The organism is Marinobacter sp., assembly GCF_040904845.1.
Lineage (GTDB): Bacteria > Pseudomonadota > Gammaproteobacteria > Pseudomonadales > Oleiphilaceae > Marinobacter.
Window position 1 is genome coordinate 19,172 of sequence record NZ_JBBDSR010000048.1, and the last position, 18,206, is coordinate 37,377.

General features: G+C 59.9%; 16 protein-coding genes. 10 read left to right on the forward strand and 6 right to left on the reverse strand.

What is annotated here, in order from left to right:
* Positions 1-17: 17 nt before the first annotated feature.
* Entirely contained in the window at positions 18-260 is a 243-nt protein-coding gene (locus WD429_RS05430; RefSeq protein WP_213477575.1) for a GlsB/YeaQ/YmgE family stress response membrane protein, read from the forward strand.
* Between the two features lie 2 nt (positions 261-262).
* Positions 263-664 (forward strand): MAPEG family protein, encoded by a 402-nt coding sequence (locus WD429_RS05435; protein WP_368421158.1) that lies wholly within the window; start codon positions 263-265, stop codon positions 662-664.
* 13 nt (positions 665-677) lie between these two features.
* Here WD429_RS05435 and WD429_RS05440 read toward each other — a convergent pair whose 3' ends face one another.
* Entirely contained in the window at positions 678-1,121 is a 444-nt protein-coding gene (locus tag WD429_RS05440) for an OmpA family protein (RefSeq protein WP_368421159.1), read from the reverse strand.
* Positions 1,122-1,382: 261 nt separating this feature from the next.
* Between WD429_RS05440 and WD429_RS05445 the strand changes: the two genes are divergently transcribed.
* Positions 1,383-2,831, forward strand: a complete 1,449-nt coding sequence (locus WD429_RS05445) for a rhomboid family intramembrane serine protease (protein ID WP_368421160.1) — start codon at positions 1,383-1,385, stop codon at positions 2,829-2,831.
* 64 nt (positions 2,832-2,895) lie between these two features.
* On the opposite strand, the gene WD429_RS05450 is transcribed toward WD429_RS05445, so the two are convergent.
* On the reverse strand, positions 2,896-4,350 hold the full coding sequence (locus tag WD429_RS05450; RefSeq protein ID WP_368421161.1) for a hypothetical protein: 1,455 nt from the start codon (positions 4,348-4,350) through the stop codon (positions 2,896-2,898).
* A 216-nt stretch (positions 4,351-4,566) separates the two neighbouring features.
* On the opposite strand from WD429_RS05450, the gene WD429_RS05455 reads away from it, so the two are divergent.
* From WD429_RS05455 to WD429_RS05475, 5 genes are all read left to right on the forward strand, one after another.
* Positions 4,567-6,333 carry an ABC transporter ATP-binding protein gene (locus WD429_RS05455; protein ID WP_368421172.1) on the forward strand — a complete coding sequence of 589 codons (1,767 nt, stop codon included), beginning with the start codon at positions 4,567-4,569 and terminating at the stop codon, positions 6,331-6,333.
* A 205-nt stretch (positions 6,334-6,538) separates the two neighbouring features.
* Positions 6,539-9,301 carry an aconitate hydratase AcnA gene (gene acnA, locus WD429_RS05460; protein WP_368421162.1) on the forward strand — a complete coding sequence of 921 codons (2,763 nt, stop codon included), beginning with the start codon at positions 6,539-6,541 and terminating at the stop codon, positions 9,299-9,301.
* A gap of 49 nt (positions 9,302-9,350) precedes the next feature.
* Positions 9,351-9,671: a DUF2288 domain-containing protein gene (locus WD429_RS05465; protein WP_368421163.1), complete on the forward strand. Its 321-nt coding sequence runs from the start codon at positions 9,351-9,353 to the stop codon at positions 9,669-9,671.
* 18 nt (positions 9,672-9,689) lie between these two features.
* The gene (locus WD429_RS05470) at positions 9,690-10,061 is read left to right on the forward strand and encodes a hypothetical protein (protein ID WP_368421164.1); all 372 of its coding nucleotides are present in this window, start codon (positions 9,690-9,692) and stop codon (positions 10,059-10,061) included.
* Positions 10,062-10,093: 32 nt separating this feature from the next.
* Entirely contained in the window at positions 10,094-11,002 is a 909-nt protein-coding gene (locus WD429_RS05475) for a lysine exporter LysO family protein (RefSeq protein WP_368421165.1), read from the forward strand.
* A gap of 23 nt (positions 11,003-11,025) precedes the next feature.
* Here WD429_RS05475 and WD429_RS05480 read toward each other — a convergent pair whose 3' ends face one another.
* A complete protein-coding gene (locus WD429_RS05480; protein ID WP_368421166.1) occupies positions 11,026-11,853 on the reverse strand; it encodes a TatD family hydrolase in 828 nt (275 codons plus the stop codon).
* A gap of 120 nt (positions 11,854-11,973) precedes the next feature.
* On the opposite strand from WD429_RS05480, the gene WD429_RS05485 reads away from it, so the two are divergent.
* Positions 11,974-13,245 carry a D-amino acid dehydrogenase gene (locus WD429_RS05485; RefSeq protein ID WP_368421167.1) on the forward strand — a complete coding sequence of 424 codons (1,272 nt, stop codon included), beginning with the start codon at positions 11,974-11,976 and terminating at the stop codon, positions 13,243-13,245.
* 13 nt (positions 13,246-13,258) lie between these two features.
* Positions 13,259-14,527 (forward strand): methyltransferase, encoded by a 1,269-nt coding sequence (locus tag WD429_RS05490; protein WP_368421168.1) that lies wholly within the window; start codon positions 13,259-13,261, stop codon positions 14,525-14,527.
* Here WD429_RS05490 and WD429_RS05495 read toward each other — a convergent pair.
* From WD429_RS05495 to WD429_RS05505, 3 genes are all read right to left on the reverse strand, one after another.
* A complete protein-coding gene (locus WD429_RS05495) occupies positions 14,484-14,966 on the reverse strand; it encodes a DUF4124 domain-containing protein (RefSeq protein WP_368421169.1) in 483 nt (160 codons plus the stop codon). The two genes, WD429_RS05490 and WD429_RS05495, sit on opposite strands and share 44 nt — an antisense overlap.
* Before the next feature lie 70 nt (positions 14,967-15,036).
* Complete coding sequence (locus WD429_RS05500) at positions 15,037-16,149, reverse strand: OmpA family protein (protein WP_368421170.1); 1,113 nt, start codon at positions 16,147-16,149, stop codon at positions 15,037-15,039.
* Positions 16,150-16,306: 157 nt separating this feature from the next.
* A partial coding sequence (locus WD429_RS05505; RefSeq protein ID WP_368421171.1) for an ATP-dependent helicase occupies positions 16,307-18,206 on the reverse strand: 1,900 nt, incomplete at its 5' end.

Sequence of the window (18,206 nt, forward strand, 5' to 3'; positions counted from 1 at the left end):
ATAGGGAGAGGCGTGTCATGAATCTGATTCTGTTTTTGATCATTGGTGGTGTTGCTGGCTGGCTAGCCGGTCTGATCATGAAAGGCCGGGGTTTTGGCGTGCTGGCCAACATCGGTATCGGTATTGTGGGTTCTTTTCTTGGTGGCTTTGTGTTCCGCCTGCTGGGCCTTGCGGCCCAGGGTGCGGTGGGTGAACTGGTGACCGCGACAGTCGGTGCGGTTCTGCTCCTGGCCATTGTTAGCGCTATTAAGAAGGCCTGAGCATGATCGTACCTGTTACCGCCGTATTTGCTGCCGTTACCGGCCTGTTGTTGCTAGTTCTGTCGTTTCATGTGGTGCGTTTTCGCCTGAAATACCGTAAAGGTATGGGCGTAACCGAGGACCGGGATTTCGAAGCCGCCGTGCGCGCTCACGCCAACCTGGTGGAGTACGCACCGCTGGGGCTGATCATGCTGGGCCTGGCAGAGCTTAATGGCGTGGCGGGCAACCTCATCTACTGGACCGGCATGGCCCTGGTGGTTGGCCGGGTGTTGCATGCCTGGGGCATGATCAATGGCCGCGGCGGGCCCCATAAGGCCCGCATTGCGGGTATTGTTCTGACCTGGCTGGCGATTCTGTTGGCAGCGCTACTGTTACTTGGGAATGTTTACCAGGTCTACGGCTGAGCCTGTAACGCGCTTACAGCGCCTGAGCCATTTCCTGGGTGACATAGTCCAGCTCAAGCCGGCGATTGGCCGCGTGGTCTTCGGGGCGCGCCAATGGCCTGGCACTGCCCCAGCCGCTGGTCACGATCTGAGTGTCCCTGACCCCCTCCTCCATCAATAACCGGGCCGCCGCACTGGCCCTCAGCCGGGACAGGAACTGGTTATACTCCTCCGCGCCGAAGTTGTCGGCGTGGCCGTGGATATGAACCCGAACGCCGGGTTGTTGCCTGAGGTATGCGGCGTGCTGGCGCAGAATCTCAACATCCTGGCTGTCCAGGGTGTGCTTGTTGAAGCCGTAGTGAAAGCGCATCCGGTGTGGTTTTCGGCCACCATTTTCCGCCGTCGCAGACATCATCAGGCCCCCCTCTATTGCGGCCTTGGCAAGCATTTCCGGGTTGTCCAGTACGAGTACGGTCATGTCAGTTTCCTTGTTTCCGGTAGCCGGATTCCTGTTGTTCCCCGGTACTATTGGCACAGCCGGGAACAACGGCAATTGGCGAATGGTCGATAGCGGATGATTCAGCGTTTACCGGCTGTCGTGATTAAATGACATTTGTGTGAACCTCGTGTGACAGGTGGCACGCGAATCATCGTGAATAGGATTAGAGCGCGAAAAGCTGGCCCCGCTGTGGTAAAAAGCCCTTTTTCAGGGACGAAATGTGATGAATTGTGACCGCCCATGCTGATTATTCCTGCTGAAAACGCCGTTAACTGGCGTCGCCCACCCTGGGTCACCCTGGGGTTGGTGATGACCTGCCTGCTGGTTTTCCTGTTCTATCAGAGCAACGATAGCCGCCTGATCGAGCGTGCGATCGAAGACTACCTGGCGTCTGATCTGGTGGCGCTGGAGGCACCGGTCTACGAAGACTACCTGCAGCGGGAAATACGCTTCGAAGGCGACTCCGAACGTATCCTGGAATTGCAGGATTTTCAGGCGTTGCGCGAATCCGGGGAGAACGTATGGCTGGCGGTCAGCCTGCTGATGGACTCGGAGTTTTACCACTACATGCAGGACAACCGTAACCGGCTGTGGGCACCGGCAGAACGCCAGCACTGGGCGGAGCAGCGGGAACCTATTCAGGCCCGTTATATAGACCGCCTCAGCGCCAACGAGTTGGGCCTGGTGCCGGCGGACCTGTCGCTGTACACCCTGATCACCTACCAGTTTCTGCACGGCGGCTGGGGGCACATCATCGGTAACCTGGTGTTTCTGTTTCTGCTGGGCTTTACCGTGGAAAAGGCCATGGGCCCTGGCCGCTATCTGTTGGCCTATCTGCTTTGCGGTGCCCTATCCGGGCTGGTGTTCACGGCGTTTTCCGTTGGCAGCACCGTGCCGCTGGTGGGCGCATCCGGCTCCATTTCCGGGCTGATGGGCATGTACGTGGCCATTTACGGCCTTCAGAAAATCCGCTTTTTTTACTTTGTCGGCGTGTATTTCAACTATTTCCGGGCTCCGGCGCTGGCGATTTTGCCGGTATGGCTGGGCAAGGAAATCTACGATTACTGGTTCGCCGGTGCCACCGGCATTGCCTACATGGCCCATGCCGGTGGCCTGATTGCCGGTGCAGGCCTGGTTTGGTTATTGGGTCAAAGCGTGTTCCAGGTCCGTGAGGCTTTTTTTGAGCCGGAGGCGGAAGAGCAGGACGAGCGGTTCACCACCGCCTACGCTCAGGCCATGGGCAGCCTTGGCCGGATGGACTTCGACCTGGCCCGCCGCCAGTTCGAGGCATTATGGCAGCGTTACCCGGAACGGACGGTTCTGCTAGAGCATCTGTATCAGTTGGCGAAACTGCGCCCGGATCTTCCCGAATACCGGGACCGCGCCCGTGAGTTGATGAACGAAACCCTGAGTCGTAAACAGCCAGAGCGCCTGATTGAAGTCTGGCGGGAGTATCTCACCAAGGGCGAAGGCCACGCTCCGCTGGCGGCGGCGGATCACAAACGGGTACTGTTCGCCAGCCTTCGGAATGATGACCTGAAAGCCGCTGAAAAAGCGTTTGAACGCCTACGCAGTTGCGGTGATGACCTGCTGACGACGGAAACCTGTCGGCTGCTGGCGGAAGAATTCGAGAAGCGCCAGATGTCACCGAAGGCACGTCATTATCGGCAGCTTTTATCGGCAGGTTGAGGTGTTACGGGAAGTGCAGGCCTCATCCTGCACTTCCCTATATCCACTCTGTGGGATTGCCTGCTTACTCCCCTACTGCAAACGACGCCTTGGGCCCGTTCAGGGGCTCGCGGTTCTCCGCTTGGTTGAGGTAAGTGGCGATCTGGCCATGTAGCGGGTGATTTGCGCAGCGCTTCTGGATAAAATTCAGGAACGCCGTGGCTTTTTCCCATTGGTTCAGGCCATTGGCCAGCGCCTGAGCGACCAACAGGTAGGCCGGGGCGAGTTCGTTGCTGTCCGGGAAGCGCTTGAGGAAATCCTGCAGTAACTTCAGAAGGGCTTTGTACTGGCCACGCTGGTACAGACTCCGGGCGCAGTGAACGGCCAGTTCAGGGTCATCGAGGCGAAAGCCTGTTTCCACCCCTTCCAGGTCCTCCAGTAGCGTCGCCAGGCTGTCTCCGTCGTTGCGGTTGGCAAGCCAGCCCAGAATGCGCGGGTGGTAGCGGTATAGCTCTGCGGTGTCATTGCGGGCACTGAGTAGCTGGAACAGCTGGCCGATGCGCTGGGGGTTGTCGCGATCTTTTATCAGCGCCTCTTTCAGCATCGATTGCACGCGGTCGTAGTTGCCGTCTTTGAGGTTTATATCGATGTCGGCGTCAAAACGCGCGCTGCGATCCTGGTGTTGCACGTCGCCGGGGGCTTCCTCGTCCTGCAGATCACTGGCGAAGCCGAGCTCTTCCTGATACTGAAACAACAGGTAGCCCAGCATGTGAAACAGGATCAGGGTAAAGGTGCTGTTGAGAAAGCCGGCGAGGGGCTGAGAGAACCAGACCGGGAAATGCGTGGCTGCAAAATCCTGTGCTGCGCCGGATGCCAGGGTGAGCAGGATCAGGTAGGCGTAAAGCAGAAAGTAAGGGCTGCCGATTCGTGAAATCAGTACCGCCAGGTTCATTGGGTTGACGGCAGCACCCACCGAACGCTCCATCGCCAGCACCATGATGCTGGCAGGCAGCGCAAGGACGACGAAGGCAAGGGTCAGCATCATCAGCAGTGCCCCCCCGACCATGGCCGCAGCGCCCACCAGCCCGCCCATCACCACAAACACCAGTAACTGAAGGATGACAATGTTGAAGCCGCTGCCGGTAAACGCGACCGACACCGCCGGTGGTTTCATGTGGCCTTCGGCGGTGTGGCGAATGACGTCGTAGGTGTACTTCAGCAGCGCTACGGCCAGCACCAGGGTGATAATCACGCCCAGAAGATTGGGTTTCACCATCAGCGGCACCAGGGTGCAGATGGCGATGACGATCAGCGGATCGGTGTGAAACGGGTAGCGAAAAAAAGCGCTGAGCCGGTTCCAGAATGGCACCACTTCGGTGGCTGCGCCCAGATACCGCATGGCACGACTGCAATGGGGACAAAGGGCATGGCGTTTGCGGCTGTCGGCATCCGGCATGCAGCGGGTACAGTAATGAGTCTGGCACTCGCCGCAGTGCCACTTGGCGGGATCGCCGGGGTGGTAATGACAGTCGTGTTTCACAGTGAGCCTGGGTCTGGTCCATCAGAGAGTCGGGCGTTAATAATGACAGAAGCCGTGCCCCCGCCACAATGTGACAGGTAGACTAATGTGCTGCTTGCCTCGTATGGGTGAGACCAGCTCCACAAACCGGGAGGCCACTTGGCACCGAATCCTGAACCCTCTTACACTCGCGAGAAGCCATCGGCCAGCCATCCGTCTCACTATCACTGGCGAGGCATTCTGGCGTTGGCGTTGAAGCACAAGCCGCGGTTGGTGCGCGCGAATCTGCTGGCGATTCTTGCCACGCTGATGAGCGTGCCAATCCCGCTGTTGCTGCCTGTGCTGGTGGATGAGGTGCTGCTGGACGATAGCGGCCCGGTGTTGCCGGTGATGAACGCGCTTCTGCCTACCGGGTGGCACCAGCCGGTGGTTTACATTGCCCTGATGGTGATTGCCGCCTTCGGGCTGCGTGTGTGTGCGTTAACGTTCAACGTGCTGCAATCCCGTGAGTTTTCCAAAATTTCCAAGGATGTGGTGTTCCGCATCCGTTCCCGGTTGCTGGGGCGGTTGCAGCGGGTGGCGATGTCGGAGTACGAAACCCGGGGCTCGGGGGGCATTAGTAGCCATTTTATTACCGATCTGGACACCATCGATCAGTTTCTCGGCACGACCATCAGCCGCTTTCTGGTCGCCAGTCTGACGGTGGCGGGCACGGCCGCCGTGTTGCTGTGGGTCCATTGGCAACTGGCCTTGCTGATTCTGGTGCTCAACCCGTTGGTGATTATGGCCACCATTCTGGTCGGGAAGCGGGTGAAGGAACTCAAGCGTCGGGAGAACAGCGCCTATGAGGATTTCCAGGGCGATCTGACCGAAACCCTGGACGCCATCCACCAGTTGCGGGCCGCCAACCGAGAGCAGCATTATTTGCACCAGTTGATCGGTCGGGCACGCACGGTCCGTGACCACGCGATTCAGTTCGAGTGGCGCAGCGATGCCGCCACCCGCGCCAGCTTTGCGCTGTTCCAGTTCGGTGTGGATGTGTTCCGTGGCGCGGCGATGATCACGGTGCTGTTCAGCGATCTCAGCATTGGCATGATGTTCGCCATCTTCGGGTACCTCTGGTTCATGCTCACACCGGTGCAGGAAATGCTGAACATGCAGTACGCCTGGTTTGCCGCCAACGCCGCGCTGGGTCGTATCAACCGGCTGATGGAGCTGGAGGAGGAGCCCCGGTATCCGGCGCTGGAGAATCCATTCAGAGGCCGGCATACCGTCAGCCTGACCCTGAAGAATCTCCACTTCAGCTACGGTGACGAGCCGGTACTGCAAGGCATCAACCTTCATCTGGCGGCCGGTGAAAAAGTGGCGGTTGTCGGTGCCAGTGGCGGTGGCAAGTCGACGCTGGTGCAGCTGATACTCGGTATGTACACGCCGGGCGCGGGGGAAATACTGATTGATGGCGTACCGGTGCAGCGGATCGGGCTGCCGTGCCTGCGAGAGCATGTGGCAACGGTGCTGCAGCACCCGGCGCTGTTTAACGATACGGTTCGCCAGAACCTGACGCTGGGGCGGAACAAACCGGATGACGCACTCTGGCACGCGCTTGAGATCGCGCAACTGAATGACACCGTCGCCGCCATGCCGAATCAGCTGAACACCATGATTGGCCGTCAGGGCGTCCGGCTTTCCGGTGGCCAGCGCCAGCGCCTGGCGATTGCCCGCATGGTGCTGTCCGATCCGTCGATTGTCATACTTGATGAAGCCACGTCAGCGCTGGACTCAGACACAGAGCACCGGCTTCATGAGGCGCTGGATGAGTTTCTGAAAGAGCGCACCACCCTGGTGATTGCCCACCGCCTGAGCGCCGTCAAAAAGGCCGACCGTGCCTGTGTGTTTGAGGACGGGCGAATTATAGAAGAGGGGCATCATGACGAGCTCATCGCCCGGGATGGTCTCTACGCCCAGCTGTACGGAGATCGGCAGCAGGGGAACCGGTCTGGTTGAGGGGGGCTTCTTGCTGCCACCGCAGGCGAGTGCCGTGTCGAAGGGGACAGGTATTCATCCGCCGAATAACGAACATTCACTATTCAGAGTTGAACTCTCGGCAATCGATGCAATAGTTAACAGTAACTTCAAAAATCGGTTTCAATCCCTGAGCCTGTAGACTCTTGCGAAAAGAATCGGATTACGGCAAACACGGAGGCACCTCATGTCGAGCGAGCTGCACAGCAAAGACAGCCTGAATACCTTGTCCACCCTTGAAGCGGGCGGTCAGACTTTCCATTACTACAGCCTGCCGAAAGCTGCGACGGCCCTCGGGGATCTCAGCCGGTTGCCTTTCTCGCTGAAGGTGTTGATGGAGAACCTGCTGCGCAACGAGGACGACGTGACCGTGGAGCGCAGCCACATGGACGCAATGGTCCAGTGGATGAAAGATCGGAAGTCCGACACCGAAATCCAGTTCCGCCCGGCGCGGGTGCTGATGCAGGATTTTACCGGCGTTCCCGGGGTGGTCGACCTGGCCGCCATGCGGGAGGCCGTTAAGGCGGCCGGCAAGGACCCGGCAATGATCAACCCGCTCTCGCCGGTGGACCTGGTGATTGACCACTCGGTGATGGTGGACAATTACGGTGATGCCTCCGCCTTCAAAGACAACGTGACCATCGAGATGGAACGGAACCAGGAGCGTTACGAGTTCCTGCGCTGGGGCCAGCAGGCCTTTGATAACTTCCGCGTGGTGCCACCGGGCACCGGTATCTGCCACCAGGTGAACCTGGAATACCTTGGTAAGACGGTGTGGCAAAAAGAGCAGGGCGGCAAAACCATCGCCTACCCTGACACCCTGGTCGGCACCGACTCCCACACCACAATGATCAACGGCCTGGGCATTCTGGGCTGGGGTGTTGGCGGCATCGAAGCGGAAGCTGCCATGCTCGGTCAGCCGGTATCGATGCTGATTCCGGAAGTCGTGGGTTTCAAAATCACCGGCAAGCTTCGTGAAGGCATCACCGCCACGGATCTGGTGCTGACCGTCACCGAGATGCTGCGCAAGAAAGGCGTGGTGGGCAAATTCGTCGAATTTTACGGCGATGGCCTGAAAGACATGCCAGTGGCGGACCGCGCGACCATCGCCAACATGGCCCCGGAATACGGCGCTACCTGCGGCTTTTTCCCGGTCGACGAGCAAACCATCAAATACATGCGCCTGACCGGTCGCGACGATGCCCAGCTTGAGCTGGTGGAAGCCTACGCCAGGGAGCAGGGCCTGTGGCGCGAGCCGGGCCATGAGCCGGTGTACACTGAAACCCTGGCGCTGGACATGGACGACGTGGAAGCCAGCCTCGCCGGGCCCAAGCGCCCCCAGGATCGTGTTGCCCTGAAAAATATGAAAGCGTCCTTCGAGCTGTTGATGGAAACCGCCGAAGGGCCGGCCGAGACCCGTGAGGAGAAGCTGGAATCCGAGGGCGGGCAGACTGCGGTCGGTGTCGACAACAGTTACGAGCACGCCGCCAGTCAGCCGATTGAGATGAAAGGCGAACCATCCCGGCTGGACCCGGGGGCGGTGGTGATTGCAGCGATTACTTCCTGCACCAACACCTCCAACCCGAGCGTGATGATGGCGGCCGGCCTGGTGGCCAGGAAGGCGGTGGAGAAAGGTCTGACCACCAAACCCTGGGTTAAAACCTCACTGGCCCCCGGCTCCAAGGTGGTGACCGAATACCTGCGGGTGGGTAACTTCCAGCACGACCTCGACAAGCTTGGCTTCAACCTGGTGGGTTACGGTTGCACCACCTGCATTGGTAACTCCGGCCCGCTGCCGGCGGCGGTGGAAAAAGCCATCGCTGACGGTGATCTGACCGTGGCCTCCGTGCTGTCCGGTAACCGCAACTTCGAGGGCCGCGTGCATCCGCTGGTGAAAACCAACTGGCTGGCCTCACCGCCCCTAGTGGTGGCCTATGCCCTGGCTGGCAACGTGCGTCTGGACCTGTCAAAAGATTCGCTGGGGGCCGACAAAGACGGCAACCCGGTCTACCTGAAGGACCTCTGGCCCAGCCAGCAGGAAATTGCAGAGGCCGTGGAAAAGGTGAAAACCGATATGTTCCGCAAGGAATACGCGGAAGTGTTTGATGGCGACGCCACGTGGAAAGCCATCAAGGTACCGGAAAGCAAAGTGTATGAGTGGTCTGACAAGTCTACCTACATCCAGCATCCGCCGTTCTTTGAAGGTCTGGGGGAAGAACCGGATGCCATAGACGACATTCGCAATGCCAATATCCTGGCGTTGCTGGGTGACTCGGTGACCACCGACCATATCTCACCGGCGGGTTCCTTCAAGCCGGATACGCCAGCGGGGAAATACCTGCAGGCGCACGGCGTTGAACCGAAGGATTTCAACTCGTACGGCTCACGGCGTGGCAACCATGAGGTGATGATGCGCGGCACGTTTGCCAACGTCCGTATCAAAAATGAAATGCTCGACGGCGTCGAGGGCGGCTACACCCGGTTCGTGCCCACCGGCGAGCAAATGCCGATCTACGATGCGGCGATGAAGTATCAGGAACAGGATACCCCGCTGGTGGTCATCGCCGGCAAGGAATACGGCACCGGCTCAAGCCGGGACTGGGCTGCCAAGGGCACCCGGCTGCTGGGCGTGAAAGCGGTGGTGGCGGAGTCTTATGAGCGCATCCATCGCTCCAACCTGATCGGTATGGGCGTCATGCCGCTGCAGTTCCAGGACGGCGTAGATCGCAAGAGCCTGAAACTGACCGGTGAGGAAACCATTTCCATTGAAGGGCTTTCCGGTGATATCAAAGCCGGTCAGACCCTGACAATGACGGTGAAATACCCCGATGGCTCTACCGAAACCTGTGAGCTGAAATCCCGTATTGATACCGCCAACGAGGCGGTTTACTTCCGCCACGGCGGTATCCTCCATTACGTGGTGCGGGAGATGCTGAAGTCAGCAGGATAATGGTAAGCTGAAGGCATCACAGACACTTTGAAGTTGCCGAGGCACTGCCATGTCTTCTACGTCGTCCCGGGACGAATTGCTCGCTAAACTGAATCTGGAAACCTCGCGCATTAACTGGTGCGATCTCCAGACCTACTACGCCCGCGGCCATGTCGTGCGCGTTGAGCCCGACCTGAATCTGCTGGATGTGGCCGCGGAACTTGCGGCCGACAACACCGGGCAGTTCCAGCGCTGGCTGGAAGAAGGCCGGATCGGTGACGTATCACCGGACCGGGCGCGGGCCTGGTACGACGACAACACCGAACTTTGGGCGGTGGTTGTCGCGCCTTGGGTGCTGGTGCAGGATCGCAGTGACCATGTGTTGCACTGATAACCCAGGAATCGACCAGTGAAACTTCATTATTTTCACGGTCGCACACCGCTACGTGCGCTGGTGATGGTGCGTGGCGAGCGCCGTGTCGAACTCTACGTCAAACAGGTCGCTGCCGACGCCTGGGCACTGGTCGCGTTGAGCGGTGCCGACACCGGTCAGCCGCAGAAACAGCGGTGCCAGGGCCCATTCCGCAGCGTTGCCCGCGCGGAGGCGGTGTTGCGGGTGATCGCCGGCGCACTCCTGGAAGACAACTACGAGCCAAAGCCTGCGGACCCGGTTGTGTGGTCGGTGTCCGCGCAACGGCTGGCGCGCAACCTTCGTACCGATAACGCCGCCATCGATAGCCATTGTCTGTCTGATCCCGATCAGTACGAACCCATCGTCTGACTTCCCCTTTTAACTCCTGATTCGAGGCCGTCATGCTGACCGGCGCACTGCTGATTCTTGCTCCGTTATTTTTTGGGTTTGCCTTGCTGCTTGAGAATCGGCGCTTGATGACGGTGATCCATTACACGGTCGAAAGCCTGGTTTACTTCATTCTTGCTCTGTTAGGGCTCGGTCTCGGGCAGATGGAGGGGCTAGGCCAGCAATTGGGCAGTATGGCGGTTCAGGTCACGGCGCTGGTATTGGTGTTGTTGCTGGCCAACCTGGTGGGGCTCTGGCTGTTCCACCGCTGGCAGCCGATGGCTGTGACCCCGGACGCCAGTCATGCCCGCCCTGGTTACCACCGGCTCTTCCTGGCCGGCCTCAAACCGCTGGCGGCCGTGGCGCTCGGTATGGTGGCGGGGTATTTCCTGTTACCGGATATGCCGCTGGCGGAAGACCTGGCAACCTGGTCACTGATGCTGCTGTTGTTCCTGATCGGGCTGCAGTTGCGCAATGCCGGCCTGTCACTGCGCAAGTTATTGATGAACCGCCAGGGCCTGGGGATTGCCTTGATGATGGCGGGCAGCTCACTGCTGGCAGGGTTGGCACTCGCGCCGATGCTGGAACTGGACTGGCACCAAGCCCTGGCACTGGCGTCCGGATTTGGCTGGTATTCATTGTCTGGCATTGTCGTCGGTGACGCCATGGGGCCGGCCTGGGGTGGCGTGGCCTTCCTTAACGATGTCATTCGGGAAATCATCGCACTGGCTATTATTCCGCTGCTGATTTCCCAGCGTCCGGCCATGGCCATTGGTTATGGTGGGGCCACGGCCATGGACTTTACGCTTCCGGTGATCCGCAGCAGTGGCGGGCTGACCTGTGTGCCGGTCGCGATTGCATCGGGGTTTGTGCTGTCGTTTCTGTCACCGGTATTGATGGGCGTGTTCTTGTCGTTAGGGTAAGTTGAACCAGTCTGGGTGACTGATCATATCTGTTTTCTTGGTGCCTCCGCCTGAAAAAAGGTTCTCAGGCTGTTTCGGTAGGTGTGGGTGATCACCTGTTCCAGTGGCAGCTGTTTCACCTCGGCAATCTGCTCTGCTATGAACGGCAGATAAAACGGTGCGTTTTCCCGGCCCCGGTAGGGCACCGGTGTCAGGAACGGTGAATCGGTTTCCAGCAGAATCTGCTCGATGGGCGTCATCCGCACAATATCCCGCACGTTCTCCGCCTTGTTGAATGTGGTAATCCCGTTGAAGCCCAGGCACCAGCCCTGATCCAGCGCGTAACGTGCCAGCCCCGGTCCGGACGTGAAACTGTGGATCACCCCACGGCGTGTGAGCGAATGCTCGAACTCGCCGAGAATGGCGATGGTGTCGTCATCGGCTTCGCGGCTGTGGATGACCACGGGCCGGTCGGTGTCACAGGCAATCTGTAGCTGGCGTCGGAACACGTCTCGCTGCACGCTCCGATCGGCGTTATCGTAGAAATAATCGAGGCCGATCTCACCGACCGCGACAATTTTCTCATCCCCGGCGTGGGCACGGATTTCCGCTTCCACGGTGTCGGAATAGCTCTCGGCATCATGGGGGTGGATACCCTGAGTGCCGTACAGCCAGGGTGCAATCTGACTGAGTTCACGGACCCGGGCCAGGTTGTCCGGTGAGACCGCAATGGTGATCACCTTGTCGATATTGACCCGCCGCGCCTCTGCCAGGGTTTCCTCCAGGGGGCGGTCCTTGAGGTAATCCAGGTGGCAGTGGGTCTCAATGATCGGATGGTCAAATACGGGAATCTCGCGACGTTTTTTACTCATTGCCGGGTACTACACTCCAGGGCAGGCCGAAGACAGCCTGCTATTCTGTACATTTAGGGTATTAAGTCTATCAGCTTGTTGGATGGTTGACCTGTATTGCGATCATAGGGAGTTTCCGGAATGCACATAGTCGTTGTCGGTGGTGGCGTGGTGGGCATGACCACCGCTTATGAGCTGAATCGCCGGGGGCATCGGGTCACGGTGTTAGAGCGCCATAAGATCGCCGGAAACGAAACCAGCAAGGCGAACGCGGCCCAACGCTCCTACGGGGTGGTTTATCCCTGGGCGGACCCGGCCATGGTGTTCAAAGCGCTGCCCTGGATCTTCAAACAGGATGGCCCCCTGAAGCTGCATGTTCCGCCCTCGGTCGCCACGCTTAAATTCATGTTCGCCACCCTGCGCTACGCCTGGTCACCGGGGCTGTTTGGCCTGAACCGGCGAGCCATGCTGAGGCTGGGTATTCACAGCCGGGAACGTTTTCTGGCGTTGGATAAAGAACTGGATCTGGCGTTTGACGGAGCCCACCAGGGCCTGCTTCATCTGGCCAGCAAGCCGGAAGCCCTGGAAGGCTACCGGGCCGTCCACAACCTGCTGAACGAATTGGGCATTCCTTCCCGTCTGCTGACCCCGGAGCAGGTCCGCGAAGCCGAACCCGGCATGGTCGGTGATGGCCCGCTATACGGCGCGCTGAGTTACGACACCGACGGCACCGGTGACTGCCATCTGTTTTCCCGGGCGCTGGCAACAGCCGCTGAACACAAAGGTGTGGAGATTCGCTATAACGTGGAAGCGACGAAGCTCATCGCCGATGAGCATGCCGTGACGGGCATCACCCTGAGGACCGCCGAGGGTGCGATGGAGACGCTGCAAGCCGACGCCGCCGTGATTTGCGCTGGCTGCTGGTCAAACCAACTGGTGCGCCCGCTGGGGCTGGAACTGCCGATTTACCCGGTTAAGGGATACAGCCTCACGGTCCCTCTGAACGATACTGACCGAGGCCCCGTCTCGACCATTCACGACGATCACTATAAAGTGGTCGCCACTCGTTTGGGCAACCGGCTGCGGGCGACGGGGTTTGTTGAACTGGCAGACTTCAACCGTGACATTCCCGAGGCCCGCCTGGCCACTATCCGAAAATCCGTGGAATCCCGTTTTCCCGGATGTGCGGACCTCGACGCGGCAGAGGCCTGGACCGGCTTTCGGCCAATGACTCCGGATGGCCCTGCGATTATCGGCCGTGGGCCACGGGAGAATCTTTACCTCAATACCGGCCACGGTACCTTTGGCTGGACCTTGTCTGCCGGCAGTGCCGACGTCATTGCTCAGCTCATCGATGGCGAAGAGCCAGCGGTCTGCCTCGACGCGTTCCGCCCCGGTCGATTCAATGAATGAGTAAGTCAGGTTAATGCCCGAATTGGAACTCAACAAAACCGAGGGTGCTCAGAGCGCGAGCAGCCGTTGGCAACATTTAAACCAGTGGCTGTCGGTACATCAGTCCCTGTGGCGGCCTGCGCCTTTCCTTGATCCGCGACCCGACTGGACATCGCAATACCCGGCTCTGGCCGCTGACGTTGAAGCACTCAGCGATGCCGCCTGCGACCGCTTCCATCACGATCCCGACCAACTGGCTGAATGGCTGACTCAATTCTTGCCATCACTGGCAGAGAGGTCTCCTCTGGTCACGTTGCCCATGCTGGCGGACCGGCAGGCCACGCTTGCCATCACCCTTCCGGAAACCCGCGCCACCGATATGCCGGGGCGCAAGCGAGAGCAGGCCGGGGCCTTTGCGGCGGCGGTGCAACCGCTGACCAACCCGGTTCTGGACTGGTGTTGCGGCAAGGGCCATCTTGCCCGAACGCTGGTCTCGCATTGCCCGGCACCCGTCATCGGGCTGGAATGGGACGCCGCCCTGGTCGCCGGCGGCAATCGCCTGGCCCGCCATTTCAACGACAAGGTCACTCTACAGCGGCAGGATGTCATGGCCCCGGACTTAACGTTGCCTGACGGTGTTCACGGTGTTGCCCTGCACGCCTGCGGGGACCTGCACCGGCAGTTGATCCAGCAGGTGGTCGAGGTGGGGGAGCCGCGGGTGAGCGTTTCACCCTGCTGCTATCATCGTACCGCCACGGCGAACCATCGGCCGCTGTCGAAGCGCGTTCGCGAAAATGACGATGCGTTGGCCCTCAGCCGCACTGAATTGCGGTTGGCGGTTCAGGAAACCGTGACGGCCCCGGCCCGGGTGAGGGCGGAAACCGCACGTCTTCGCCGCTGGCGTCTGGGTTTTGATGGGTTGCAGCGGGTACTGAGAGGCGTCGATAACTACCTGCCCGTGCCGTCGCATCCAGCCTGGCTGGCCAACGAGGACTTCGAGACCTTCTGCCGTTGGGCCGCAGACAGCAAAGGCCTGACCTTACCGGCGGGCACCGACTTTCACGACTGGCAAGCTTTCGGTGAGCAACGGCTGGCGCGGGTGCACCGCCATGAACTGGTGCGCCATCTGTTCCGTCGGCCATTGGAGCTCTGGCTGGTGCTGGATTACGTGCTGTTTCTGGAAGAGCGGGGGTACCAGGTCACGCTGGGGACATTCTGCGACCGCGAACTGACACCCCGGAATATTCTGGTGGATGCGGTCAGGGCTTGCGGTAGTCAATCCGTTCCACACAGCCATCCTTGAAGTACACATAGGTCAGCTCGTACAGCGCCCCGTAATATTTGGTCTGATAGACCCAGGTTTCCTGGGGCGTGGGATAGGTTTCGGGCGGGCGTCCAAAGGCTCTCAGAACGTGATCTTTGGTCATCCCCTTCACCACCTGTTCGCGGGTCAGGTAGGTGCGCAGGTCGGTGGAGTTGATAAACCGGCATGTACCTTCGTCGTCCTGGTGCGTGGTTTTCTCATCGTCTCGTGGTTGTTCCTGGGGTTCTGGCTGCGCAGGCAGATTGTCGCCAAAACTGCCGCCAATGCGGTTGTCCCGGATGGTCAGGGTTTCGGCGTTGTCACCACAGGGCTGGTCCGAAAATTGGGTGCCCGTCTCCGTGGTGCACCGATATACCTGGGCCTCGGCGGCCATGGGCAGTGCTATTAACACCAGCATCAAAGACATCAGACGAACCATGGTCTTCTCCCGATACAGACAGAAAAGGCACCCGAAGATGCCTTTTCTGACAGGGTAGCTGAAGGCTGAATCAGCGGCTAACCTGAATGCGGGCTTCAACCCGGCGGTTTTGGGTGCGTCCGGCCTGCGTATCATTGCTGGCAATCGGCTCCGCTTCACCATAACCGGTGGCACTGACACGGTCTTCATCCACACCCAGCGACTGGGTCAGGCGGTTGGCCACGGCTTCGGCACGGCGCTCTGACAGGTAGCGGTTGTACTCCGCTTCACCGGTGCTGTCGGAATGCCCGGCGATTTCCACGGACGTTTCCGGGTGCTCCGCCAAGAAATCAGCCACCTTGCGGATTTCTGCATCGAAAGTGTCATCAATCACCGAGCTGTTGTTCGGAAACTGCACGCTCAGTTCGATGGTTTCCACGGTTTCCGTCACGCCTTCGCAGCCGTTTTGATCAACGTCTGCACCGGCGGTGGTGGCCGGGCACTGGTCCTTGCTGTCGGCGATGCCGTCATTGTCGCCATCACGCTCGCAACCGGCATTGTCAACGGAGGCACCTGCCGGGGTTCCCGGGCACTGGTCACGGCTGTCGGGCACACCATCACTGTCGGCATCCGCCGGCTGCTTGGGCGCAGGATCGGATACCGTGCGGTTGAACGCAAAGCTCAGCCCCAGCGACGCCATGGTGTCGAAGGTGCTTTCATCGATGCCGTGGAATTCGCGCAGGTCACCGCGAATGGAAACATTGTCCGTGACGTTGTAACGAACGCCAACGCCCAGATTGACGCGGGTTTCGTCGTGGTCGGAACCGGCGGTCTGCAGTGGCAGCACGTCATCACCGAAGTCGACATGGCCGGCACCCAGAGACACGTATGGGTTCCAGGTTTCGTCCTGGCCGGCAAAATAGTAGGTGCCGTCGAGGCGGAGCTCATCAAAATCGGACGAACCGGGGCGGTATTTACGGTCGGCATCGGCGCGGGAGTAAACCAGTTCAACCGCCCAGTTAGGCAGGAAGCGATACTCTGCGCCCACACCAAAGGTGCCGGTTTCGCTCAGGTCGCGCTTGTCATCAAACAATTGATAGCCGGCGAACGGATTGAGGTAAATGGTTTGCTCGCGGTCAGCCAGGGCTGGGGTAGCAAGGGTTGCAGCCAGTGCGGCTAAAGTCAGTGGGCGCATGATGCTCATGCTGAACCTCCTGTTCGGTTATGGTTGTTGGATACTTTATTGTTTCATTGTCACATCTACGCGAAATCTACGTGAAGGGATTCAAAAAACAAAGAAAAACCGATAATTACGTGATAAGGGATTATACGCGCAAGCCGGGGCGATAGGCGTGGGCCGATCAGGCCAGCGGGGTAAAATACAGATGCGCGCTCTTTTTGCTGAAGTTCAGGGTTTCACCGGAATCAAACCGGACTTCGAAGGCGCTCTCCTCCTCTGCGGTAACGCTACCCGCCCCGAAGATGGCGTGGCTGAGCCGAAAACTCGCCCATACCGGTCCACTTCCGGCGCTGGCGGTGGCTTCCTGGCCCTCCAGCGCTACCGCCTCCCGTTCAGCATAGCGATGGGAAATCGGTGTCAGTGGGTGGGCGGACCGAAACGTCGGCTCGTCAGTGTCGGTGCGCTCATCGAGCCATGCCCCCAGCCCGGCGGACAGGTCATAGCAGATCTCGTCGATGAACCGGCTGGGGCCCTGATCGCCTTCCAGATGACGGGTTGATGTCAGCGGCCGGGTGATCAGGTGAAGCTGCTGCCGGGTGCGGGTCATGGCCACGTAGAGCAGCCGCCGTTCGCTTTCCAGGAACGCCCGGGGATTGTCCTGGGGGCGCGGGGTGTAAGGCAGGTATTTCTCCTGCAGGCCGGGCAGAATCACGGTAGGCCACTCGAGACCCTTGGTACGATGAATGGTGGACAGCAACACCCCATGGCTGGCTCGCTCGCCAGCCTGCTGTTTCAGGGCTTTCAGGTGATCCAGCGCACCGGCGGCACCCACTTTCAGGCCGCCGAGATAGCCCCGGAAACCCTCTACGGTATCGATGCGTTCATCGGCCGCTTCGTGGGTCAGTGCCAGGCTGCGGATGCCCTCGTAGAGATCGGTGTGTTCCGCGTAAACACTGATGGCATTGCTGACCGGCCCAGCATAGCCGTTCAGGCGAGCCAGAACCTCTCCGAGCTTGCGCAGTTTGCGCGCTGCCATCGGTGCCAGGGCATCGAAGTCCATCGCCAGCAGGCGCTGGTGCCAGTCGTGGTCGAACCCGGCAAGAAAGCTCGCCAGCTGCTCCAGCTCCGGCTCTTTCAGGCCGACGTGGGGGAACCGTAGCAACTGGCGAGCGATGGCCAGCCGGTCTTCCGGCGGCAGATTGACGAGCCTGCCGGCGATCACCGTCAGCAGCGCGCCGACGGCCTGAACCTCGCGGCTGAACAGCGCGCCTTTGCCGGCGTCGATGTGGTAGGGAATCTGCTGCGACAGCAACTTGAGCTCAATCGGAACGCTCTGGCTCCACACCCGGAACAGAATGGCGGTATCGGCCAGCGCCTCTGGTGCCTGCTGGCGCAGAAGCTCAATCACCGTATCGCCGTCGTTCTCCGCTTCATGCAGCGCAATGCCGGTGTCCGGCGTTGTCGGGTGGGCGTGGCAGAGCACATCCTTGCGGCCGGTGTTGTGGCAGATCAGATGGTTCGCCAGCAGAGCAACCCGGTGGCCATAGCGGAAGCTGTAGCTCAGGGTCTGTTCCAGCGGGCTCTCGAACTCGTCGCTGAAGCGCTTGAGTATGAATTCCGGCTTGGCACCGCGGAACTCGTAGATGGTCTGATCCGGGTCGCCCACCACGGTGACCCGCGCCCGGTCACCGGCGACATACCGCAACAGCAGGTGCTGGATCTCGTTGGTGTCCTGGTACTCGTCCACCAGAATCAGGTCCATCTTGTTGCTGACCAGTCGCTGCAGCGGCGGGTTCTGGTGAATCGCCATCACCGGCTCGTACAGCATGTCGGCGTAGCTGATTCGCCCCTGGCCCTTGCGCCATTGCTCGAAGCTGTGGAACAGGTCAATCAGATACCGGTGTTTGTCGGCGTATTCCAGCTCTTCAAACACGATCTCGGCCGGTGACAGCGTGGTCTTCACCCGGTCAATAAAGCCCGTGGCCGTCTCTACGAAGTCTTTTTTGTTGCGGCGGATTTCGTCCGCCAGATCCTCCGGTGCCAGCCGCCGAGTTAACAGCCAGGCCTGATAGCTGATCTCC